The sequence below is a fragment of the Kitasatospora sp. NBC_00315 genome, from assembly GCF_041435095.1.
Classification (GTDB): Bacteria; Actinomycetota; Actinomycetes; order Streptomycetales; family Streptomycetaceae; genus Kitasatospora.
Genome location: NZ_CP108025.1, coordinates 7240313 through 7264073, shown reverse-complemented (window position 1 = coordinate 7264073; position 23761 = coordinate 7240313). Strand labels below are relative to the sequence as shown.

Sequence of the window (23761 nt, the reverse complement as noted above, 5' to 3'; positions counted from 1 at the left end):
ATGACGATGACGCACCAGATTCTGTCCGCTGCGGCGGGGCATCCGGTCACGGCGGGCGACATCGCCGTCGTCGAGGTGGACCGGATCATGGCCCACGACGGCTCGACCCCCGTCGTGGCACGAACCCTGGAGAAGCACGGTCTGCACCAGCTGGCGGCGGCCGACCGCGCCGTCGTGGTGTTCGACCACTACTATCCCGCGACCACCCAGGCCGAGGCCGATCTCCAGTCGCTGGCAAGGGAGTTCGCCGCCCGGTACGGCATACCTGTGCACGCCGGCCGGGGTATCTCGCACCAGTTGCTACCGGAGCTCGGGCTGGTCGCACCCGGCAGGGTGCTCGTCGGCGGTGATTCCCACACCTGTACGGAGGGCGCCTTCGGCAGCTTCGCGACCGGGCTCGGCGCGACCGACGTGGCAGCGGTACTGGCCACCGGGCGCCTCTGGATCGAGGTCCCGGAGGTGCTCACCGTCCGGCTCGGGGGCAGGCTCCGGGACGGCGTCTCGTTCCAGGACGCGGTCCTGCACATCGTCGGCCTGGTGGGGGTCCGCGGCGCGCTGGGACGAGCGCTCGAGTTCGTCGGGGCCGCCGTGTCCGACCTGTCGATCGCCGACCGGATGAAGCTCTGCAACCACGCCGTCGAGATGGGGGCGGTGGCAGGGCTCATCGGTGTGGACGGGACGAGCGAGCGATGGCTGGCCGAGCGCGGTGCCGACCTCGGCGCCATGGGGCTGGCCGCTCATGACCCGGTGGGCGCCACCGCGGATCTCCACGTGGACCTGGGGACGGTCGAGCAGATGCTCGCGCTCCCGGCCAAGCCCGACAACGTCGTCCCGCTCGCCGGAGCCCGTGTCCCGCACGTCGACCAGGTCTTCATCGGCTCCTGCGCGGGTGGACGGCTGGAGGATCTGCACCAGGCCGCCCGGGAACTGGACGGCGCCGCGGTCGCACCGGGCATGCGGTTGCTCGTCGCCCCGGCATCCGCGCAGGTGCAGGAGCTGGCCATGGCCGACGGCACGCTGGGCACGCTGCTCAGGGCCGGCGCGGTCCTGCTGCCCCCCGGTTGCGGGGCGTGTCTCGGCCGGGTGGGAACGCTCCGGGACGGCGACGTGGCGGTGACCACCCAGAATCGCAACTTCGTCGGCCGGGCCGGAAGTTCACGCTCGGAGCTGTATCTCGCCTCCCCGGCCGTCGCCGCGCGGGCCGCGAGGGACGGTCGTATCTCGGATGGGGAAGGTGACGGACGATGAGCCTGACGGGAACGGTCTTCCGGCTTCCGGCGGACACCTGGGACGACGTCAACACCGATGTCATGCTGCCCGGCGCCTACCTGCGGCTGCCCGAGGAGCAGTTGGGGGACCACGCCTTCGACGGGGTGCTGCCGAACTTCCGGGAGCGTCTCGCCGGCGCGACCGTCCTGGTCGGCGGGTCCAACCTGGGGTGCGGATCGAGCCGCGAGCAGGCCCCGAAAGCGCTCCTGGGCGCCGGCGTCCAGGTGATCGTGGCGCGAAGCTTCGGCTCGATCTTCTTCCGGAACGCGCTCAACCTGGGGTTGGGGCTGCTCCGGGTCGACGAACCGCAGGGGCTGGAAGCGCTGCGGACCGGGGTGGGCGTCAGCGTCAACCTGGCGGACGGCCTGCTGCGCACCGATGCGGGCGAGGAGGTCCAGGGCCGTCCACTGGGCGGGTACCTCCAGCGGATCGTCGACGCCGGCGGCATTCTGCGCCTGCTGGCGGACCAGTCGGGCGCCTTGGCATGATGCCGGCCGCCGGTCCCGCGTCCTGGTTGTCCCACTGGGCCCGTCTCAGGCCCCACGGGCCGGCCCTCATCACGCCTTCCGGCGAGCGCCTGACGTTCCAGCAGCTCGACCGGCGGGTCGACGCGGTCGCGGCCGCACTCTCGCACCGGGGTGTGCGCCGCGGCACTCTGGTCTGCGTCCAGTCCCCGGACCCGCTGGAGACCCGGCTGCTGCGGTGGGGCGCGAACCGGCTCGGCACCGCCGACGTGCTGCTCGACCCGGCCTCCCCGCGGGCCGAGGTCGACCGACGGCTGGCGGTCCTCGGCGACGACGTGCTGCTGCTCGACCCCGACCGGGTGTCCGAGGTGTGCGCGAGCCCGTCCGCGACGTTCCCGGCCGGCCCTGATCCCCAGGCGCCGGCGCGAGTCCTGTTCACCACGGGAAGCACCGGAAGCCCCCGTGCGGTCCTGCATCTGGCCCGCCACCTGCGCAGTGCCGCGCGCTCCAACGCACTGGCGCGGGGCCTGGGGCCGAGCGATGTGGTGCTCGCCGCCCTGCCCCCGCACCACGCGGCGGGCTCGCTCTTCGAGGACACGGCGGTGTTCGTGGGAGGGACCCTCGCCCTGATGCGGCCGGAGGCGGGCGGCACGTCGAAGCGCCTGCTGGACGCGTTGCGGTTCCACCGCCCGGATGTCGTCTCCGTCGTTCCCTCACTGCTGGGCGAACTCGCCGGCGATCCCGAGGGCATGGCGGCGCTGCGGGTGCTGCGCCTGCTGAACTACGCGGGCGAGCAGGCCACGCCGGAACTGGTGGAGCGCCTCCGGCGGGACTTCCTCGGCAAGCTCTACCGCGGCTACGGGTTGAGCGAGGCCGGCCCCCTGGTGGCGGTCCTCGACGACGAGGACCACCGCGGTGCCGACGCCCCGCCGATCGCGGCCCTGGGCCGGCCCGCCCCGGGGGTCTCCGTGCGACTGTCCCCGACGGGGGACGGCCGCACCGAACTGCTGGTCAGGTCCGGCCATGTCATGGACCGGTACCTCAACGCCCCGCAGGCCACCGAGAGCGCCCTGCGGGACGGCTGGCTGCACACCGGGGACCTGGTGTCCCTGTCCGGAGACGTCCTGGTGCACCGCGGCCGGCTGGGCAGCCGGATCCGCAGCGGGGCCGAGTGGATCGACCTGGACGAGGTCCGTCGGGCCCTCGAAGGCGCACCCGCCGTGGTGTCGGCCGCAGTGGTCGCGGTTCCCAGCACCCGCTGGGGGCAGCGTCCGGTGGCCTTCGTCACCGGCACCCGTGATCTGAGCATCTCCCGTGTCCATCGCCATCTGAGCGCCGAGCTGCCCCGCTTCAAGAGGCCGGACCGAATTCGCCTCGTGGCCGACCTGCCCCGTACGGCGGCGGGCAAGGTCGACCACGACCTGCTGCGGCGGATGGCCGAGTGAACGGGCCGTCCGCGCACAGTCCCGGCGCACCGTCGCCTCAGCCTGCCAACAGAGGAGGATCCAAGTGAGTTCCACCGTTGTGGACATCGAGTTCGGAACGGCCCTGATCCGGCCGGCCGACGCCCGTATCGCCATCATCGCCAACGCCTTCCAGACCGTGGACGAGACGCTCGCCCACTACCGGATGGCAGCGGACGACGAGGAGGTCCTCAACCGCAACAACGAGTTCTACCTGGAGCGCTACCGGGCGATGATCCCGACGATCGACGGCGCCCCCCGGGAGATCATCGACGCGGTGAACGCCATGCGGGCCGCCTCCGGGAGCGAGTCCCTGATCGACGAGCACAACTCCTGCTCCCTGAACGGCGTGTACCTGTACAGCTTCCTGAGCCGCAACGGTTACGAGGGCAAGGTCGAGCTCATCGACAACCTCGACCTGGAGATCGAGCGCGCCCGCCGGATCGTCACCACGAGCGACATCGTGCTGCTCTCGACGACCTTCATCACCAGTGTCGACACCATCGTGCGGCTGGCGCGGCTCATGAAGGAGTGGAACCCGCGGGCGAAGGTCATCGTGGGCGGGGCGAAACTCACCCAGTACGCCGACGAGTCGGAGATCGTCGAGGCCGCACGGTCCGCCGACGCCCTGATCCTCTCGCCCAACGGTGAGAAGACGCTGCTCCGCATGATCCCGCGGCTGATGGACGGCCGGTCCGTGGAGGGCCTCCTGAACGTGGCCTACCACGACGGCGAGTTCCACCGCAGCTCCCGGAACCTTCCGGACGGGGTGGACATCGACTCCAACTTCGTTCGGTGGTCGGACCTCCCGTCGTCGATCGTGCGGTCCTCGCTCAACCTCCGTACCGGTCGCGGCTGCCCGTTCAAGTGCAAGTTCTGCACCTTCCCGAGCTACAACGACCAGAAGGTCGACCTCATGTCGACCGAGTCGGTCATCGCCCAGCTGCGCGAGATCCAGCGGATGCCCGAGGTGAAGTCGGTGCGATTCGTCGACGACACGCTGTTCCTCAATCGCAAGCACCTGATCTCCGTCTGCCAGGGCATGATCGACATCGGCTTCGACCTCCCCTGGACGGCCTACCTCCGATCCACGACGCTGACCGACGAGTCCTGCCGCTACCTCAGCGAGGCCGGATGCAAGCTGGTCCTGGTCGGTGTCGAGTCCGCCGACCAGACCGTGCTCGACAACATGCTCAAGGGTACGAAGGAAGCACACAACTGGACGGCCGCCGCCAACCTGGCGAAGTACGGCATCCTCGGCTTCGCCTTCATCCTGACCGGGTTCCCCGGCGAGACCCGGGCCTCGGTGGACAAGACCATCGACTTCCTGAACAACTCGGGGATCCAGTCGTACGTCCACTCGCCCCTGTTCGTCTTCCCCAACTCCCCGGTGGCGAAGGAGGCCCAGGCCTTCGGCCTCACGGGCGGGTTCAACGACTGGGCCCATCCGACGATGGACTGCCGCACCGCCATCGAGGAGTCCTCCCGGATCTTCCAGGAGGTCACTCGGTGCGGCTACATCGACCGCGGGTCCTCCGTGACCAAGGTCCTGCTCGACCACGGATACTCGGTCGACCAGGTGAAGGACCTGGCGATCAGCCACAACCAGATCGCCCGCGACGAGATGAACGGCACCTCCACCGCCGCCGCGGTGGCGAACTTCCGCCGGCTCGCCCTGGACAACAACATCGGGGCCGCCTCGGTCGGCGCCTTCACTTCTCCGTACGCCCGTACCGGCGGAGCCCTGCACATCAACTCCTCCGCCCGCTACTGACCTTCGCACGGCTACAGGAGCAACAGGACATGAACGTTCACATGGTCGCGATCGCTGGAGACGGCATTGGTGAGGAGGTCATGGGCGTCACGACGCGAATCCTCGGCCGGGTCTCCTCGGTGACCGTCGAGTCGGCTCCGGCCGGCTACGGGCACTGGCAGCGCACGGGGTCCACCATCGACGAGGACCTCATCGACCGCGTCAGGCAGGCGGACGGCGTCCTGTTCGGCTGTACGGCGACGCCCTCCCCGCCTCCGGAGACCTATCGCAGCCCGATCCTGCGACTGCGCCGGGTGCTCGGACTCAGCGTCAACATCCGGCACTGCCGTTCCGCCCCCGGCGGCCCCATGGACGTCGTCATGCTCCGCGACTGCTCCGAGGGCCTCTACAGCGAGAGCGAGCACCTGGTGCCCGACGGCGCGACCGCCGACTACCGCGTCACCCGGGAGGCCACGGCCAGGCTCGCCCGTGCCGCCTCGGCGATCGCACGCCGGCGCAAGGGCGAGGTGACCGTGGTCCACAAGGCGAACGTGCTGCGGCAGTCCGACGGACTGTTCCGGCAGGTGGCCCTGGAGACGGTCGAGGCCGAGGGCCTGGCCTGGAACGAGGCGCTGGCGGACGCCGCCGGCTACCATCTGGTCGCCGAACCCGGCCGGTACGACGTGATGATGATGACCAGTCAGGTCGGGGACATCCTGTCCGACGTCGGCGCCGCCGTCGCGGGGGGTCTGGGGCTGGTCCCCTCCCTCTCCCTGGGGGACGGACCGCCGCTGGCCGAGCCGATCCACGGCTCGGCACCCGACATCGCCGGCAAGGGCATCGCCGACCCCACCGCGATGCTTCTCTCCGCCGTGATGCTCCTGGAGCACCTGGGGCTGACCGGCCCCTCCACGGCGATCCGCGGCGCCGTTCACGCGCACCTCGCCGCCCGTGTCCCGTCCTCTCCCCCGGCCGGGACGGACGAGGTGGAACGCGACATCATGGACCGGATCACCCTGTGAAGGGCTCCAGGACGTCCGCCCCGGCCGGATCGGTGCTGGGCCTGTCGGCGCTCAGCCACGACCCCGCGGCCTGCCTGTTCATCGACGGCCGGCTCGTCGGGGCGGTCGAGGAGGAGCGGCTCAACCGGCAGAAGCGCACGCTCGCCTTCCCCCACAGGTCCATCGACTGGCTGCTGCGGCAGGGGGGCCTCGCCTCGCTCGCCGACGTGGACCTCGTCTCCTACTACTGGGACGACCGCGGCCAGGTCCCCTCGATGCTCCAGGGCTCGGCGGCGCCGCTGCGCCACGATCCGGTCGGCATGGGCCGCCACGTCGCCCGAAGGCTGTCCGCAGCCGTCCGGGCGCCGGGGCAGCTGCGCCGCGAGCTGGCCGCGCACTGCGGCGACCCCGCATCGCTTCCGCGCATCGTGTACGTGCCGCACCACGAGGCGCACCTCGCGGCGGCCCTGCACAGCGCCCCTGCGGACTGCGGTGCGGCTCTCATCATCGACGGACGCGGGGAGTGCGCCGCCACCTCGCTGTTCGACCTGCGTGGTCGCTCCGGGCCGCGGCTGCTGGAGCGGTACGACTTCCCCCACTCGCTGGGCGTCTTCTACGGCGCCGCCACTCAGGCCCTCGGCTACACGCCGATCAGCGACGAGTACAAGGTGATGGGGCTCGCCTCCTACGGCTGCGCCTCCCGGTCCGCGGCGCAGGCCGTCAACCGCCTCCTGCGCGTCGCGGCCGACGGGCGCTACCGGCTCGACCTCGGCCTGCTGCAACCCGAGAACTGCTCCCCGGGCGCCCGGTCATGGCTGAGTGCGTCCGGCCGGGAGCTGCTCACCGGAGACTTCTGGGACAGCGACGGCAGGCCCACCCAGGAGGCACGGGACTTCGCCTTCGCCGTTCAGCAGCGGCTGGAGGAGGCGGTGCTGGGGCTGGTCCGCCGACTGGTCGGCCGGACGGGGGCACGCCGCATCAGCGTGGTCGGCGGTGTGGCGATGAACGCCCGGGCGATCGGCCGCATCCGCGAGTCCGGCCTGGTGGACGACGTCCACGTCCCCCTCGCCCCCACCGATGCGGGGGCCTGCATCGGAGCCGCCCTGTGGGCGCTGAACCCGGGCGGCGGCGCCCCGGCCGACCGGGTGTCGCTCTCCGATCCCTTCCTCGGCCCCGGCTACACCGACGAGGAGATCGAACGCCTGCTGATCCGGTCCCGCTGGCCGTACACACGGCTCGACGACCCGGCCGCGGCGGCCGCCCACGCGATAGCGGCGGGGCACGTCGTCGGCTGGTTCGACGGCCGGCTGGAGTTCGGCGACCGGGCCCTGGGGGCCCGGAGCATACTCGGCGACCCGCGCGACGCCGCCACCAGGGAACGGATGAACACCCTGGTGAAGCGAAGGGAGACCTACCGGCCCTTCGCGCCCTCCGTCCTCGAGGAGCACGCCGCCGAGTACTTCTCACTCGCGGTCAGCCGACGGATGGGCGAGATCTGCGACGTCCACGAGCGGATGCGCGACAGGATCCCCGCGGTGGTGCACGTGGACGGCACCGCCCGTCCACAGACCGTCCCGCGCGACTTCAGCCTTCCGTCCTACCGGCGACTCGTCGAATGCTTCCTGGCCGAGACCGGCGTCCCCATGGTGGTCAACACGTCCTTCAACGTGAAGGACGAGCCGATTGTCTGCAGCCCCGAGGACGCCCTGCGCTGCTTCGCGACCTCGGGGCTCGAACGCCTCTTCCTCGGACCCTTCCTCGTCACGAAAGGGGCACCATGAGCAGGTCCTCCGCCTTCGCGCGCGGCGGCGGCGGCCGCCGGGTCGCGCGGCTGCTGGCCACGCGTGCCGTCCCCGTGCTCGCGCTGTCGGCGGGCGTGCGCAGGCTGCGGCGTCCGGACGTCGTGCTTCCGCTGCTGGGGCTCACCGCCTGGACGGTCGCGGAGGCGCTGAGCGAGGACCTGCCGGCCAACGACGGGGCCCGGGCCAGTACACAGGACCAGGGGACCCGCCATCTCGTCCTCGGCGCACACCTGGCGTCCTGGTGGCTGCCGTGCGCCGAGCTCCTGGTCCGACGCCGCCGACCCCCCGTTTCCGCCAAGCGGCTCGGGGTCGCCCTGGGCCTGCTCTCCGCGGGCGCCGCGCTGCGGGTCACGGCGGTGCGCGCGCTCGGGGACTCCTTCACCGCCCACGTGCAGGTAGGCACCGGCCACACGCTGTGCCGCAAGGGGCCGTACAAGGTGGTCCGCCACCCGTCGTACCTCGGCCTGATGCTGCTGAACACCGCTCCGGCGGTGGCCGTCGGCGGTCCCGCCGCCCTGCTGGCCGGGGCCCTCACCGCCTACGCCAACTCCCGGCGGGTGGCGGTGGAGGAGCGGGCCCTGACCGAGAAGCTCGGCGACGTCTACACCGACTACGCCGACGAGGTGCCGCGCTGGATACCCGCGGCCGTCCGACCGACCACCCACGGCTGTCGCCCCACGGCAGGAGGAGAGGGATGAAGAGCACACGGACACGTTCCACCCGGCTGCTCGCACCGTCCGGCGTACCGGAGGGCATGCCCGCTCCGGAGGAGGCGGCGCGGGCGCTGCGCGGGCACGTCCTGCGGACCCCGATGCGCAGGCTCCACTGGCTGGAGCGGATCGTGGGCGTGCCCGTCTGGGCCAAACTGGAACTCCAGCAGCACACCGGCTCCTTCAAGTACCGCGGCGCGTACCTGGCGGTCAGCCGGCTGGACCCGAAGGTGCCGGTCGTCGCCGCGTCCGCGGGCAATCACGGCCTCGCCGTCGCCGAGGTGGCCAGGCGGCTGGGCCGGGTCAGCAACATCGTCATCCCGGCCAACGCGAGCCGCCTCAAGCGCGAGCACATCATCGACACCGGCGCGGGGCTGATCGAGTACGGAAGCTCCCTGGAGGAGGCGATCGGCCACGCGCAGGCCCTCGCCGCCGCGGAGGGGCACCACTTCCTCTCCCCCTACAACGATCTCGCGGTGATCGCCGGGAACTCCACCATCGCCCTGGAGGCCCTCGACGAGGTGCCGTCGGCGGCATTCGTCGTTCCGATGGGCGGCGGCGGGCTGATCTCGGGCATCGCGCTGGGAGCGGCCTCCCGCGGAGCGGACAGCTCGGTCTTCGGGTGCGAACCGGCCCGGTACCCGTCCGTGTCCAGGAGCAGTCACGCGGGTCACGCGGTCCGCGTGGTTCCGCAGCCGACCCTCGCGGACGGCCTCGCGGTCAACCTCGACCCCGGCTCCGTCACCGTCGGTCTGGTCCGGGAGCACGTCGAGGGCATCGTCCTGCTCTCGGAGGAGGAACTCGCCGCGGCCACCTACTCGTTGCTGGTCAGGGAGAGCCTGCTGGTGGAGCCGGCCGGCGCCGCGTCCGTCGTCGCCTGCCTGCGGCTCGCCGAGGCGGGCCGGCTGAACGGTCCGGTCGTGCTGCCCCTGTGCGGCGGGAACGTCCACCACACCACCATGGCGCAGATCCAGCAGTACCCCTACCGGGACGAGGGGTTGATGCGCCTGCTCGATCTCGTCGGCAGGCGGGTCCAGGACATCCAGGTGTCCCGTCGGCGCCTGCCGGATAACGCCTCCGGGCCCGGGCCCGGCGCGGGACCGGGCACCGGTTCGGCACACGAGTTGATTATCGGCCAACTGCGGACCTGCATAGCCGACCTGGGCGAGTGCGCACGCGAGGTGTCGGATTTCGACGAGTACCGGTCCACCCGCGGGCTGGTCGTGCCGGACGACATCATCAGCGCCCTGAAGGCCCAGATCACCCTTGCCGAGGCACAGTTGACCTCGGTGGTGGCCGCGGCCGACCCGTGCTGCGGCACCGAGTCCTCCGCGGAGCAGGTGTCCTCGCTGGAGGCCGAACTGCGCTGGGGCATGAACACCGTGGCGCACGTACGCGGCAGCCTCGAATGGTGCTCAGCCGCGTACGACCAGTCGCGCAGCGCGCAGTTCTTCGGGATCGGGGCCCAGGACAACCCGACGGTCAACTACGAGCGGTACGAGAACAACCGGGTCAGGCAGATCGAGAACCAGCTGCTCCAGGTGCTCGGCCTGCCGGCCGACACCTTCGCCGCCACGCTGACCTCCTCCGGGATGGCCGCCTACTCGCTCATCGAGTCCTATCTCATCCGTGACCGGCTGGCGGCGGGATCGACGGTCCTGACCGCCCCCTACATCTACTTCGAGGCGTCGGAGCAGTTGCTCTCGCTCCCCCACCTGCGCTTCGTGCGGGCCGCCGACTACTCCACCCGGGCGCTTCTGGACGCCGCCCGGGAGCACCGGCCCGAACTGATCCTGCTCGATCCGGTGGCGAACACCCCGGACCAGCGGATGACCGACGTCGGCGCCGTCCTCGCCGCGCTCCGCACCATGGACCTGGGGCATCCGGTCACGGTCGTCGTGGACGGGACCGTGGTCTCGGGCGCGGTGCCGGGCGACTGGCTGGTGAGCGACGACCGGGTGCAGGTGATCTACTACGAGAGCTGTTCGAAGTACCTGCAGCTCGGACTGGACGCCACCATGGCCGGCCTGGTGATCCACCCGGTCGCGCTCAGGGCGCGGCTGGACCGGCTCCGGCGCAACACGGGCACCATCCTCTACCGGCACAGCACCAGCCTGTTCCCGAGCTACGACCGGGAGACGTTCCTCAAGCGGATGCACCGGATCTCCTCCAACGCCCTGTCCGTGGCGGAGCATCTGACGTCCAACGCGATCGTCTCCCGGACCGTGCGGGTCACCTATCCCGGGCACCCCGGCCATCCCGACCACGAGGTCGCGCGCTCGATCGGCCACGCCGGCGGCTGCGTGACGTTCCAGTTCGTCGCGGAGGGGGACAACAACCGCAGCCAGCTCGAAGCGTTCATCGACGATGTGCTGCACCGTGCACGGGAGGCGGACCTGCACCTGACCAAGGGAGTGAGTTTCGGGTTCTCCACACCACGGATCTCCGCCGCCTCCAGCATGGCCGAGAACGAGCCGCCGTTCCTGCGCCTCTACGTCGGGGACCGCGGCGAGTACGCGACCGATCTCATGGCCAAGGTCCTGGCCGAGGCCTTCGCCTGCCGCGGGTCCCACGGGCCGGAGGGGCCGCGATGAGCGAGCCGCTGCTCTGTCTGCCGGACGAGGGCGCCGACGGCCTGATCGCGCATCTGCGGACGGCGCTGTCCCGGATGCCGGAGTTCGATCCGGCCCTCAACACGGTGACGCCGCAGGAGAGCGCCGCCTCCGCGGCGGCCGCCGTGGAGACCCGGATGCGTGTCCTGCTGAACACCTACCGTGGGGACTACCGGACCGACTCGTTCGCCGTCGAGCGGCTCGCCGAGCAGGTCCGGGAGTACCGGGAGCAGATCTGGTTCTGGGGCGGCTCCCCGGAGATCGCCAGACTGCGGGACGCCCTCCGGGACGGCAGACTGCCCACGGACTGGCACCCGTCCCTGGGCACCGTGACGGTGCTCAACGCGGAGGCCGAGTTCGGCCCCGGGCACGGCGAGCTGTGCAGGTCGGGCAGCACCAGCGCTGAGTTCGGCGCCAAGGCACCCATCATGTGGCGCACTCTCGGCTACCTGGACGGCCGGGAGCGCAGCCTGCGGGACGCCTTCCACTCGCTGGTCCTCACCCCGCGCAACCGGCCCTCCACCGGGACGGTGCGAGGCGGCGAGGCGATTCACCGCATCCACACCCACCATGTACGGTCGCGCTTCTGGGGGTACGCGCCGTGGTACGTGATGCAGGGCGGCGTCCTGGAGCTGACCGAGTTCCGGGAGAGCAACCGCGATCCGCAGGACGTGCGGGCGGCCCTCGGCTCCACGGACACCTGGCACTTCGCCGACGGCGCCGAGGCCGAGTTCGCCGCGGCGCTGTGCCGCATCAGTTTCGACGTCGAGATCCCCGTGCGGGTGGGCCCGACCGGCGCCGCCCGAAACCTGCGTTCCCGTCTGACCGTTCCGCCCTCGGCCGATCTGGAGCGCGACAACCACGGCACCGTGTCGCTGGACGACGACGGTCCGCTGAGCTTCGACGACGCCCTGGAGCGACTCGACCGGCTGTCGGTGTGCTGCGCGGTGGCTCACGTCCCGCTGACGGACCCCGCCGCGGTCCACGCTCAGTCGCTGCTGCGGGAGCGGGGCTTCAGGCTCACCGCCGTGCTCCCGCCCAAGCACACCTGGATCGTCCGCGACGGGCTGAGACAGGACGTCGCGACGCGTCCGACCGGGATCTGGTCCCGGCCCAGGCCCGACCTGCCGGTGGTCGCGCCGTACTACACCCGGCTCTCGCCGGGCTCCCGCGCGGAGCGGACCGTACTGGCCTATCTCCGCGACCGACTGACGTTCGGCGAACCGAAGGGGACCTAGCATGCGCGTACTCGTCACCGGCGCGGCCGGCTTCATAGGCCGCCACGCCGTGCGGCGGCTCCGCCGCGACGGCCACGAGGTGCTGGCGCTGGTGCACCGCAGCGCGCTGCCGTACCGCCACCACGGGGCGACCGTCCTGCGGGCGGACCTGTCCGACCAGGAGCAGGCCGAGGCGGTGGTGGCCCAGGCCGGTCCGCTGGACGGGGTCGTCCACCTGGCGGGCCTCAGCGATGTTCGCGAGAGCTTCCGGCACGCGTCGCGCTACAGCGAGGTGAACCTGGGCGGAACCGTCAACCTGGTGGCGGCGCTGGCACGACGGCACGGGCCGGAGGGCAGTTCGGTTCGTTTCGTCCTCGCCTCGTCCTGCGCCGTGTACGGCGACCAGGCGGTCCAGCCCATCCCGGAGAGCGCGACGACCGTTCCGACGAACCCCTACGGCGCCACCAAACTGGCCGCGGAGCAGGTCGTGGCCCGTGCCGCGGCCGCGGGCGCACTCGGCGCGGTGACCCTGCGGCTGTTCAACGCCACCGGCACCCTGGACACCAACCAGGTGCGGCTGGTCCCCGCCGCCCTGGCCGTCGCCGCCGGGGCCCGGCCGTATCTGGAGATCAACGGGGACGGCACGGCGCAGCGCGGCTACCTGCACGTCGAGGACCTGGTGGAGGCGTGCGCCCGGGCGCTGGGCGTCTGCGAGGCCGGCCGCCACGTCGTGCTGAACATCGGCAACGACACGCCGCTGTCGGTCGTCGACGTCGTGACCGCGGTGCGCCGCGTGACCGGGCGGCCGCTGCAGGTCCGGCACCTGCCCGCGCAGTCCGAACCGACCGACATCCTGGCGGACATCTCGATGGCCCGCGACGTCCTCGCCTGGCGGCCCACCCGGTCCGGCATCGACCGCATCGTCGCGGACTGCTGGCCCGCCTGGCAGCCGCCGGCGCAGTCCCCCCGGGCGGAGCCCTCCCGATGACCTCCCTCCCCGACAGCCTCGTCAACGCCTGCCTCATGCCTGCCTACGTGGCGGGCTCCCCACCGGACTGGGTCCGCCGGGCGCTGGACGACGGACTGGCCGGTATCGCGGTCTTCGGGCGCACCGTCCGCCTCGCCGACGGGCTGATCGCCGAACGCATCACCAACCCGCTCCGGGCCATGCGGCAGGACCTGCTGATCGGCCTCGACGAGGAGGGCGGCGATGTCACCCGGCTCGGCTACGACCACGGCAGCGCCTACCCCGGGAACCACGCGCTGGGCTCGGTCGACGACCCCGTGCTGACCAGGTCCGTCGCCGGGGCCATGGCCCGTGATCTGCGCTCGCACCAGGTGAACCTCGATTTCGCGCCCTGTCTGGACCTGCTCCCGGACGAGCGCAGCCCGGTCATCGGGCTGCGCTCGTTCGGCACCGACCCACACCGGGTGGCGGCGCACGGTGTGCAGTTCCTGCGCGGTCTGCAGGACGCCGGCGTCGCGGCGGCGGTCAAGCACTTCCCCGGTCACGGATCGGCGCGGACCGACTCCCACCACGACCTTCCCGTCGTTGCGCACAGTGCCCGGACACTGCGCGAACGCGACCTGGTTCCGTTCCGTGCCGCGGTCGACGCCGGGGTGAAGGCCGTGATGACCGCGCATGTGCGCTATCCCGCACTCGACTCGCTGCCCGCCACCCTCAGTCCCCGGATCATCGGAGGACTGCTGCGCGAGGAGATGGGGTTCCGGGGCGTGGTGGTCAGCGACGGCATCGACATGAGCGCGCTGCGCGACCGCTGGGGCACCGCGCGGGCCGCCGTACTGGCGTGGGTCGCCGGAGTCGACCTGGTCGCCATCGGCGGACGGGACGGCGAGCAGCCGTGCGTGGAGATCCGCGCCGCGGTCCGACAGGCGGTCGCGGACGGAGAACTCCCCCTGAGCAGACTGGAGGAGGCGGCCGAGCGGGTGAACGGGCTGCGGGCGTGGACCGCCGCACAGCCGGTCCCGGGCGGTCACGGCGGCCACGCCGGGGTCGGGCTCCGCGCGGCCCGGCTCGCGCTCCGCTCCCGGGGGGACTGCCGGCTCGCCGGACCGCCGTACGTCGTCGAGCTGCACGGCGCGCCCTCGTCGGCCGTCGGCGCCGCCCGGTGGGGCCTGGCCCCCGTGCTCGCCCGGCTGGACTTCCTCGCGGGCCATGAGATCCGGCGCCCGGATGAGGCCGCGGCGGAGGTACCCGCGGGGGCCTCACCGCTGGTGCTCGTCGTGCGCGACGCCTTCCGCGATCCGTGGCAGCTCCGCTGCGTCGCGGCCTTCCTCGACCGGAGGCCCGACACCACGCTGGTGGCGATGGGCCTGCCCGAGGACCTGCGGCTGACCGGAGGCGGCGCGCTGGCCACCTCCGGCGCCGCCCTGGTCAACGCCATCGCGGCCGCCGAGGCACTGTCCGGCCGTGCCTGGCCGCAGGACACACCATCACCAGGAACGGTGCCGGAGCAGGCGGCCGGGGTTCCGAGCAGGAAGGACGACCTCCGTACATGAGTGCCTCCGACAGTCTCAGCCCGTCGCAGCTGTTCTCCCTCCTCTTCGCGACGGACCCGCCGCCCGGTGATCCCTATCCGCTGTACGAAGCCCTGCGCGCCGAGGGCGAGCCGGTACGGGTGGACGCCGGCCTCTGGGTGGCGACCGGCTACGACATGTGCGAACTCGTCCTGCGGGACCAGCGGTTCGCGAACGACATGGACGCGGTCGGGCTGAAGAAGGGAGGGCCTCGGTGGCGTGGGCACAGCGCGCTGCGGATGCTGGAGTCGATGATGCTGATGGCCAATCCCCCGCGACACGGCCGGCTGCGCAGGGCTCTCCAAGGACGGTTCACGTCCTCCAGGGCCGTCTCCAGCGGCGCCACGGTGGTCCGGGGCATCGCTGACGGCCTGGTCGCGGACCTGGCCTCCCGGGGCCGTTCGGACTTCGTCACCGACTTCGCGGACCTGCTTCCGACCGAGGTGATCAGCCGGTTCATCGGCATACCCCGGTCCGATCGCCGTCACTTCCGGCAGCAGATCCTCGCCTTCAACCTGGTCTTCGAGCGCGGGACGGACTCCCGGCAGCTCCGCGCCGCGGACCGTGCGACGGACGAGATCACGGGTTACCTCGACGAGTTGCTCGCCGAGCGGCGGACCGGGGACGGGGACGACCTGCTCACCCACATCGCGCGGGCCTCGGCCGACGGATCGCTGCCGGAGGAGGAGGCCGTGCCGCTGGTCTTCCAGATCTACAACGCGAGCTATCAGACCGTCAGCAGCCTCCTCGGAAACGGTCTCGCGGTGCTGATGGAGCACCCCGAGCAGTTCGCCGCACTGCGGGAGCGGCGGGTCCCGTTGTCGGCAGCCGTGACGGAGGTGCTGCGCCACGACCCGCCCGTCCAGAGCACCGGGAGGCATGCGACCACGCCGTTGACCCTGGGCCGGGAGAAGGTCGAGGAGGGCGACATGGTGGTGGCGCTCATCGGCGCGGCCAATCGGGACCCGGACCGCTACCGCCTGCCGCAGTCCTTCCGGGCCGACCGGGTGGGACCGCAGCCCCTCTCCTTCGGCCAGGGCATCCACTACTGCCTCGGCGCACCACTCGCCCTGGCCCAGATGGAAGCCGCCTTCTCCGCCCTGCTGACCCTGCGGACGATCGAGCCGGCCGGTCCGGGCGAGCGGCGCCCGAGCGCCAACATGCGCGGCTACTCCCGTCTGCCCGTCGAAGTGAGGGCGTAGGACGACGCGGGGGCACGGTTGCGGCGGCCGGCCCCCGCGCGTTCAGATCCCGGTGCCGCCCTGCGCCACCAGGTCGGCCAGCAGCCCGACGGCCTGGTCGGGCGTCGGCAGGGCCCGGCACTCGGCCTCGATCGCGCGGGCCGCCGCGGCCGCGGCGGGGTCGTGCAGCAGCCGCCCCAGCGCCTCGGCGAACTCCGCGGTCGGGGCCTGCGGGGAGACCCGGACTCCCGCGCCCAGTGCCTCACAACGCAGTGCGTTGATCGGCTGGTCGGCGGCGAGAGGGACGGTGAGGACCGGTTTGCCCAGCGACAGGGCCATGACCGTCAGCCCGCTGGCCCCCGTGGTGATGACCACCGCGCTGCGCCGCAGGGCCTCCTCGACCGGGACCCTGGCCATGAAGGTCACCTGGGGGCGGGGGGTGTTCGCGCCCTCGGACTGCGGACCCACCGCGATGAGGATGTTCACTCCCAGCGTCCGCGCCGTGGCACCGATCCGGTCCAGCAGGTCGTCGTCCCGGATGATGGTGCCGAGACTGACGAAGACGAGCGGCCGGTCGCCGTTCACGAGGTGGTCCGGCAGCGCGGGCGCCGGGTCGCACGTCACCCGCGGCTGGACGAACCTCATCGTCGGGCTCACATGGACGTTGAACTCGCGGGCGTCAGGAGCCGCGTCGGGGCCCACGGCGGACACGAACGAGGGCGGCATCGACACCAGCCCCAGACGCCGGTAGAGCATGGCGCACCCTGGGTCCGGCGGCAGTCCGACGGCGGCACGCAGGGCGTCGAGTTCGGCTCCGGCCTCCGCCCGCCAGATCTCCGGCGACAGGAACCTGTTGTCCCGGCCGGTGGCGTGCGGGATGCCCAGTGCCTCGCCCACGACGCAGCCGGAGAACTCCACGGCGTCGCGCACGATCAGGTCGGGTCGCCACGACTCGGCGGTTCGCAGCACATCGGGCAGCATCGCGGCGGAGGCGAACTCCACGAGCACCTTGCCGGTGTAGGGATAACTGCGGTCCCCGGCCGCCCGGGCCGCACGCCAGGACGGAACGAGACCGGCCTCCTGCCCGACGCGGTAGTCGATCCCGGAGGGCCGGGTGGCGAAGCCGTGCTGCCCGATCACCCGGCCGAACCCGGGGGCGCAGCAGAACAGCACGTCGTGGCCGCTGTCCCGGAGAGCGGTGGCGATGGGGATCATCGGGTAGGCGTGGCCGTATCCGGGCAGGGTGGTGAAGAGAACACGCACGCGTGCCCCCGCCGTCTCAGCTGCCGGCCGGGGAGCGCCCGGCCGTGCTCAACGCTTCCTTGACCTCCGGCAGCCCGGCCAGGACGGCCTCCAGCTCCGCCAGGCTCAGCTGCCGGGTCGTCGAGGAGTCGTACGGCTCTGCGCCGTCCGCTCGCACGGGGGCGTCGAGGGGCAACCGGAAGTAGTCCCCCAGGTCCTCGACCCGGGCCATCTCCTGTGCGCCGACCAGTTCCTCGTGCAGGCTCTCGCCCGGGCGGGCCCCGACGACGCGAACGCTGTCCGGGCGGTCGAACAGCCGAAGCAGCGCACCGGCCAGGTCCCCCATGGTGCAGGCGGCCGCCTTGCCGATGACGACATCGCCCGGGCGCGCGTGTCGCACCGCCCACAGGACGAGGTCGACGGAGTCCTCCAGCGACATGAGGAACCGTGTCATGCGCGGCTCGGTGAGGGTGATCTGCTCACCGCGGAGGATCTGCTCCAGGAAGAGCGGGATGACCGATCCGCGCGAACACATCACGTTTCCGTAGCGGACGCAGGAGACCGTCGGCGAGCCCGCTCCCGCGGTGCGGGCGTACGCCTGGGTCAGCTTCTCCATGAGGGCCTTGGACATCCCCATGGCACTGGCCGGATGCACCGCCTTGCCGGTGCTGAGTGCCACCACGGACCGCACACCGTTCGACTCGGCTGCATCCAGCACGTTCGAACTGCCCAGGACATTGGTCCGCACCGCTTCCAGCGGAGCGTCCTCGCAGGCCGGAACCTGCTTCAGGCCGGCCGCGTGCAGCACGACGTCGGCGCCCCGGCCGGCCCTGCGGACGGCGGAGAAGTCACGTACGTCACCGATGATGTAGCGGACCCGGGCATCCCGGATCCGCCGGCGCATGAAGTCCTGCTTGGCCTCGTCCCGGCTGAACACCCGGATCTCGGCGCAGTCGCCGGCCAGCAGCCGCTCGACCACCGCCTGGCCGAACGAGCCGGTCCCCCCCGTCACCAGTACACAGGCGTCGTCTGGCACGTGCCCTCCCCATATCGCTTGATGGATCTCACCCGGTGCCGGGGGCACCGCCCGGCCGGAGGCCGGGGAGGATGCCCAACGCCGCACGCTGGTCCGACCCGAAGTGTCGGACACGGCCCGGCTCCTGAGCACGGAGGCGGAGCCGCTCACCACGATCTTCGCCACCCCGGCGCACGGGGAAACCTGCGACTTCCCCCCGCCCGGTCCGTCTCGTGACCCACTGGCCTCATGTCCGTGGGGAGGACAGGGAGGGCAGACGGCCCCCGTGCTCGCGCTCGGGTGGTCGCGGTGGTCAGGCAGGGGCGAGGAGGGCGCCCAGCCCGGACGTTCCCAGCCGGGTGCCGTCGGTGAGGATCACGAGGGCCTCTATGCCGGGCCGCTTCTCGGCCCAGTGCAGGGCGGCCGCCGGCCCCATGGCGAACGCCGCCGTCGCGAGGGCGTCGGTGAGCGCGATGTGGCGGCCGGTCAGGGTGAGCGAGAGGGCGCCGACCGGCGGGCGCCCGGTGTGCGGGTCGGTGATGTGCGGGCCGCGCTCCGCCGTGCCGGAGCCGGCGACCGCGAACGGGCCGTGGCCCTCCACGACGGCGGCCAGTTCGCCCGGGGCCGCCGGGTCGGCGACGCCGATGCGCCACGGCCGTCCGGGGGCCGGCTCCCCCGCCGTCTGGACGTCTCCTCCCCCGGTCACGCTGTGGTGCGGGAACCCGGCGGCCGTGAGCAGGCGGGAGGCGCGTTCGATCGCCCAGCCCTTCACCCAGCCGGACGGGTCGAGGGAGCCGCCGGCGTACACCGAGAAGTAGCCGTCGGTCTCCCGCTCCACGACGGCGCAGTGGTCGAGGGCCTCGGCCACCAGCGGGTCGCACTGGGCGCCGGTCAGCTCGCCCCGGGCCAGGCGGCTGATGTCGCTCTGCGGCCGGTAGGTCGAGAAGATCCGGTCGAGGCGGTGCAGTTCGGCCAGGGCCGGCGCCAGGTCGGCGGGTGCGGCGTCGCGGACGGCGAAGGAGAAGACGGTGCCCATGGCGGGCTCGGCGTGTCTCAGCATCACAGGCCGGCCTGGTCGAGCGCGCTCTGCAGCGAGCGCTGGTAGCCCTGGCTGGTGTACGTGGCGCCGGAGACGGCGTCGACGTGGGCGCTCTGCGCGGAGACGGTCTCCTGGTTGAGCCGGGGCAGCGCGAACTGGTTGATCTCCAGGTCACGTCGGCCCTCGGACGGGTACTGCAGGACCTCGGCCCGGGTGATACGGCTGCCGTTGAGGGTGATTCTCACCTGGACCGGTCCGTACCGGGTGTCGACCGCGTTGCCGGTGACGGTCCGGGTGCCGGCGGCCGTCGACGGCGCGGCGGCCGCCGACGGGGAGGAGCCGCCGGAGGCCGCGGACGGGGACGGTCCCGGGGTGACCGGCGCCGTCGGCGCCGGGGAGCCGCCCCCGGTGTCCGAGCCGATGATCGGGACGGCCTGCGCGGAGGCGGAGCCGTGCGGCTTGAGGGAGAGCAGCAGGACGACTCCGGCTGCGGTGACGCTGCTGGCCAGGACGGTACGGCGCATGGCGGGCCCCTTCAGAGGTCGAACGACTCGTGGTGGATGCGGCGGGCGGGCACGCCGGCTGCGCGCAGCGCGCGCACCGTGGCGGCGGTCATCGCCGGTGGCCCGCAGAGGTACACGTCGTGTCGCGCCAGCTGCGGGACCGACCGGCCGAGCGAGGCCGCCGAGAGGGGATCACCCGTCTCCGCGCGTCGGCCGAGGAGGTAGTGCAGGCGGGCCGAGCGGGCCCGCGCGATCTGCTCCAGCTCCCGTCGGAACAGCAGGTCGTCCTCTTCCCGGGCCCGGTAGAGGAGGGTCAGGTCTCCGGAGCCGGTCGGCAGGGTCTCGAACAGGGCCCGGATCGGGGTGATGCCGACGCCGCCGGCGATCAGCAGGACGCGGCGCTGCGTCCGGCGCCGGGAGGTGAACGCGCCGTACGGGCCCTCGGCCCGCACCCGGGTGCCGGGGCGCAGGCCCGCGAGGGCGGCGCTGTGGCCGCCGAGGTCCTTGACGGTGAAGCGCAGGAACCGGTCCGTGGGCGGCGCGGAGAGCGAGTAGGGGTTGGCGGCCCAGCGCAGGCCGGGCGCCAGGAACTGGAGCCGGAAGAACTGGCCCGGCTCGGCGCGCAGTTCGGCCAACCGCTCGCCGGTCAGGTGGACGGAGACCACCCCCGGCCCCTCGGGACGGACCTCCACCACGCGCAACCGGTGGCGCCGGTCGCGCAGGAAGGGCACGACCAGGCGGTACCACCCCAGCAGCGCGATGGTGCCGAGGTAGAGCACGTACCAGGCCGCGCGGCCGACGCCCCGGCCGAGATCGGCGCCGTTGGTGAGCTGGTGGGCGAAGCCGAGCGCGACGGCGAGGTAGGTCGCCAGGTGCAGGTAGTACCAGGTCTCGTAGCCGAGTCTGCGGCGGGCGGCCCGGGCGGAGACGGCGCCGGTGCCGAGAATGAGCAGGGTGGCCGCCGTGGCCTTGAGCATGTCCGGGTAGTGGAGCACCATCTGCACGCCTTCGCCGACCACGGCCCGGTGCGCGGTGAGCGCGTAGCCCCAGATGACGGTCAGCACGTGGACGGTGATCAGGCCGACCAGGTAGCGTCCGCCGACCGCGTGCCAGCGGGCCAGCCGGTCCGCGCCGACGTCGCGCTCCAGGGCGGGTATCCGGGCCATCAGCAGGAGCAGGACGGGCGCGGTGTACCCGGCGAGCAGGCCGGTGATCCGCCCCGCGCCGGTGAGCCACTGGTCGGCGCCGGTCACCGCGTAGGTGTCCTGCCACCAGAGCACCAGGACGGCGGCCGCACCTGCGGCGACGGCCGGCGGGACGAGCCGCGCGAGCAGCCACGGGGGGAGGAGCGGCCGTCGTGGTGCGCCCTGGTGCCGGGTGTGGACGGCCGGCGGTCGGCGACCGCCCGGAGTCGTACGGGCGGTACGCCGGACTGCGGTACCCATGGACTGTTCCTTCCTGCGCGACGCCGTGCCTCCTGCGCCGGAGTACGGCGACGTGGACCTCGGCCAGGACCGGGCGGCTGCCTCACCCTGGCATCCGGACCTCTCAGTTCCTTCTGAGTTCTGCCGTCGGAAGCCGGTCGATCAACCGTCTCTGCAGGTCAGAGGCATGATCGACCGTTCGTGGTCTCAGTGGATTCTCACCGGGGCAGGGCACAATGGCCTGCAGAGCGGCCGGAGCGACCCCTCCGGCCGGGACCGCCGACCGGATTGGATGCCATGCCGCCGCCCACCCCGCGTGTCCTGGTCGTGGACGACGAACCCGATCTGGTCGAGGTGCTGTGCGCCGCGCTGCGCTACGAGGGGTGGGAGTCGCTCGGGGTCGGCTCCGGTGAGGCGGCGGTGCTGGAGTGCCGGCGCTGGGAGCCGGACGCCGTCGTGCTGGACATGATGCTCCCCGGCCTGGACGGCATGGCGGTGCTGGAGCGTATCCACGCCGAGCAGCCCCAGGTACGGGTGCTGTTCCTGACCGCCCGCGACGCCGTCGAGGACCGGATCGCGGGCATCGACGCCGGGGGCGACGACTACGTCACCAAGCCGTTCAGCCTTCAGGAGGTGGTGGTCAGGCTCCGCCGGCTGCTGCGGCGCGCCCAGGGGCCGGGCGCCGGAGCCGCGAGCGTGCCGGAGGGGGCCTTCGTCCTGGGCGATCTGGTGCTGGTGGAGCAGTCGAGGGAGGTGCTGCGCGGCGGCGTCCCGGTCGAACTCTCCCCCACCGAGTTCCTGCTGCTGCGCCATCTGATGCAGCATCCGCGGCAGGTGCTGAGCAAGGCCCAGATCCTGGACGCCGTGTGGTCCTACGACTTCGGCGGCCAGGCTCACGTGGTCGAGCTCTACATCAGCTACCTGCGCAAGAAGATCGACGCGGGCCGGCCGGCGATGATCCACACCGTCCGGGGCGCGGGTTACCTGATCAAGGCACCCGTCTCGTGAGCACCGGACTGTCGGGCCCGCGCCGAGCTCTGGGCCGGCTCGTGCCGCGCACCATCCGCAGCCGCCTGGTCGCGGGCCTGCTGGCACTGTTGGTGATCACCTTCGCCGGCGTCGGCCTGGCCGTCACCACGGCACTGGAGCACTACCTGGTGGGCCAGCTCGACCAGCGCCTGAACGACGCCGGCGGGCGGTACGCCGCCAGTCTGGAGCACGGCGGCTCCGCCTCGGGGGCTCGCAGCGACACCCGCGCCCAGAGCCCCGGCACGTTCGGGGCCCGGCTGGTGAACGGCCGGGTCACGAACGCGGGCGTGGTGGACGGCGACGCCGACGACGAGGCCGTCGCCAACGGCACCGCCCCGGCGGACACCGACGACGGCGTCACGCTCACCGACCGGGACCGGCAGAGCCTGGCCCGGCTCCCGGTGGGTGGAGCACCCGGGTCGCTACGCCTGTCCGACCTGGGCCCCTACCGGGTACGAGCGGTCGCCGGGCAGGACGGCGACGTCCTGGTCACCGGCCTGCCCCTGCACCAGGTGCACGAGACCGAGCACAGGACCGTCGCCCTGGAGCTGGTCTCCTTCGCGATCGCCCTGGGCGTCACCGGGGTGGCCGGCGCGCTGTGGGTCCGGGTCTCGCTGCGGCCGATGAACCGTATCGCCGACACCGCGGAGCGGATCAGCGCGCTCCCACTGGCGGAGGGCGAGGTGGTGCTGACCGACCGGGTGCCCGACGCCGACCCGCGCACCGAGACCGGCCGGGTCGCCCTCGCCCTCAACCGGATGCTCGGCCACCTGGAGGACTCCCTCTCCCGGCGCCATGCCTCCGAGAGCCGGCTGCGGGCCTTCGCCGCGGACGCCGGGCACGAACTGCGCACCCCACTCGCCACGATCCGGGGCCACGCGGAACTCGCGCTGCGCCACCCCGCCGGGACCCCGGCCGAGGTGCACCACTCCCTGCGGCGCATCGACGCCGAATCCGTCCGGATGGGAGCCATCGTGGAGGACCTGCTGCTGCTCGCCCGCCTGGACGCCGGACGGCCACTCGCCCGCGAAGCGGTCGACCTCACCCGCATCGCCCTCGACTGCACCCACGACGCCCGGGCCGCAGCACCCGGCCACCACTGGCGCCTTGAACTGCCGCCGGAGCCCGTGGTGGTGACCGGCGACGAGGACCGGCTGCGCCAGGTGATCGCGAACCTGCTCTCCAACGCCCACCGCCACACCCCCGTCGGCAGCACCGTCACCGTGCGGATCGAGGAGCGGACCATCACCGTCTCCGACGACGGCCCCGGGATCCCGCCCGAACTCGCACCGCACGTCTTCGGACGCTTCGTCCGCGGCGACAGCTCGCGATCGCGGACCAGCGGCGGCACCGGCCTCGGCCTCGCGATCGTCGAGGCCGTCGTCACCGCCCACGGCGGCACGGCCGCGCTGGCCGACCGCCCCGGCGGGGGCACCACCGTCACCGTGAGCCTTCCCTCACCCTGACCGACGGCCGGAAAAATACCCGGCGGGGTATCC

19 protein-coding genes are annotated in these 23761 nt (G+C 72.5%); 14 read left to right on the top strand and 5 right to left on the bottom strand.

Annotation, left to right across the window (positions count from 1 at the left end):
- Positions 1-6: 6 nt before the first annotated feature.
- From OG823_RS30605 to OG823_RS30550, 12 genes are all read left to right on the top strand, one after another.
- Complete coding sequence (locus tag OG823_RS30605) at positions 7-1248, top strand: aconitase/3-isopropylmalate dehydratase large subunit family protein (protein WP_371483370.1); 1242 nt, start codon at positions 7-9, stop codon at positions 1246-1248.
- Complete coding sequence (locus tag OG823_RS30600) at positions 1245-1757, top strand: 3-isopropylmalate dehydratase (RefSeq protein ID WP_371483368.1); 513 nt, start codon at positions 1245-1247, stop codon at positions 1755-1757. The genes OG823_RS30605 and OG823_RS30600 overlap by 4 nt, the downstream gene beginning before the upstream one ends.
- A complete protein-coding gene (locus tag OG823_RS30595; RefSeq protein WP_371483367.1) occupies positions 1754-3178 on the top strand; it encodes a class I adenylate-forming enzyme family protein in 1425 nt (474 codons plus the stop codon). Before OG823_RS30600 ends, OG823_RS30595 begins: the two co-directional genes overlap by 4 nt.
- 64 nt (positions 3179-3242) lie before the next feature.
- On the top strand, positions 3243-4970 hold the full coding sequence (locus tag OG823_RS30590; protein WP_371483365.1) for a radical SAM protein: 1728 nt from the start codon (positions 3243-3245) through the stop codon (positions 4968-4970).
- 29 nt (positions 4971-4999) lie between these two features.
- Positions 5000-5971, top strand: coding sequence for an isocitrate/isopropylmalate family dehydrogenase (locus OG823_RS30585; RefSeq protein WP_371483363.1), 972 nt, complete (start codon positions 5000-5002; stop codon positions 5969-5971).
- Entirely contained in the window at positions 5968-7731 is a 1764-nt protein-coding gene (locus OG823_RS30580; RefSeq protein WP_371483361.1) for a carbamoyltransferase, read from the top strand. Before OG823_RS30585 ends, OG823_RS30580 begins: the two co-directional genes overlap by 4 nt.
- Positions 7728-8450, top strand: coding sequence for an isoprenylcysteine carboxylmethyltransferase family protein (locus tag OG823_RS30575; RefSeq protein ID WP_371483359.1), 723 nt, complete (start codon positions 7728-7730; stop codon positions 8448-8450). Before OG823_RS30580 ends, OG823_RS30575 begins: the two co-directional genes overlap by 4 nt.
- Positions 8447-11056, top strand: a complete 2610-nt coding sequence (locus tag OG823_RS30570) for a pyridoxal-phosphate dependent enzyme (RefSeq protein ID WP_371483357.1) — start codon at positions 8447-8449, stop codon at positions 11054-11056. Before OG823_RS30575 ends, OG823_RS30570 begins: the two co-directional genes overlap by 4 nt.
- A complete protein-coding gene (locus OG823_RS30565) occupies positions 11053-12312 on the top strand; it encodes a hypothetical protein (RefSeq protein WP_371483356.1) in 1260 nt (419 codons plus the stop codon). Before OG823_RS30570 ends, OG823_RS30565 begins: the two co-directional genes overlap by 4 nt.
- Position 12313: 1 nt before the next feature.
- Positions 12314-13279 (top strand): SDR family NAD(P)-dependent oxidoreductase, encoded by a 966-nt coding sequence (locus OG823_RS30560; protein WP_371483355.1) that lies wholly within the window; start codon positions 12314-12316, stop codon positions 13277-13279.
- Entirely contained in the window at positions 13276-14811 is a 1536-nt protein-coding gene (locus OG823_RS30555) for a glycoside hydrolase family 3 protein (RefSeq protein WP_371483354.1), read from the top strand. The genes OG823_RS30560 and OG823_RS30555 overlap by 4 nt, the downstream gene beginning before the upstream one ends.
- On the top strand, positions 14808-16031 hold the full coding sequence (locus OG823_RS30550; RefSeq protein WP_371483353.1) for a cytochrome P450: 1224 nt from the start codon (positions 14808-14810) through the stop codon (positions 16029-16031). The genes OG823_RS30555 and OG823_RS30550 overlap by 4 nt, the downstream gene beginning before the upstream one ends.
- Positions 16032-16073: 42 nt before the next feature.
- Here OG823_RS30550 and OG823_RS30545 read toward each other — a convergent pair whose 3' ends face one another.
- The 5 genes from OG823_RS30545 to OG823_RS30525 all read right to left on the bottom strand — a co-directional run bounded on the left by OG823_RS30545 (position 16074) and on the right by OG823_RS30525 (position 21254).
- Positions 16074-17273 (bottom strand): glycosyltransferase, encoded by a 1200-nt coding sequence (locus OG823_RS30545; RefSeq protein WP_371483352.1) that lies wholly within the window; start codon positions 17271-17273, stop codon positions 16074-16076.
- Positions 17274-17289: 16 nt separating this feature from the next.
- Complete coding sequence (locus OG823_RS30540; protein ID WP_371483351.1) at positions 17290-18288, bottom strand: polysaccharide biosynthesis protein; 999 nt, start codon at positions 18286-18288, stop codon at positions 17290-17292.
- 292 nt (positions 18289-18580) lie between these two features.
- The gene (locus tag OG823_RS30535) at positions 18581-19327 is read right to left on the bottom strand and encodes an FAD:protein FMN transferase (RefSeq protein WP_371483350.1); all 747 of its coding nucleotides are present in this window, start codon (positions 19325-19327) and stop codon (positions 18581-18583) included.
- Entirely contained in the window at positions 19327-19830 is a 504-nt protein-coding gene (locus OG823_RS30530) for an FMN-binding protein (protein ID WP_371483348.1), read from the bottom strand. The genes OG823_RS30535 and OG823_RS30530 overlap by 1 nt, the downstream gene beginning before the upstream one ends.
- A gap of 11 nt (positions 19831-19841) precedes the next feature.
- Entirely contained in the window at positions 19842-21254 is a 1413-nt protein-coding gene (locus tag OG823_RS30525; RefSeq protein WP_371483347.1) for a ferric reductase-like transmembrane domain-containing protein, read from the bottom strand.
- A 276-nt stretch (positions 21255-21530) separates the two neighbouring features.
- Here OG823_RS30525 and OG823_RS30520 point away from each other — a divergent pair, with 276 nt between their 5' ends.
- Together OG823_RS30520 and OG823_RS30515 are read left to right on the top strand one after the other, a co-directional pair.
- Positions 21531-22241 (top strand): response regulator transcription factor, encoded by a 711-nt coding sequence (locus OG823_RS30520; protein ID WP_371483346.1) that lies wholly within the window; start codon positions 21531-21533, stop codon positions 22239-22241.
- A complete protein-coding gene (locus tag OG823_RS30515; RefSeq protein ID WP_371483345.1) occupies positions 22238-23728 on the top strand; it encodes an ATP-binding protein in 1491 nt (496 codons plus the stop codon). Before OG823_RS30520 ends, OG823_RS30515 begins: the two co-directional genes overlap by 4 nt.
- Positions 23729-23761: the final 33 nt, after the last annotated feature.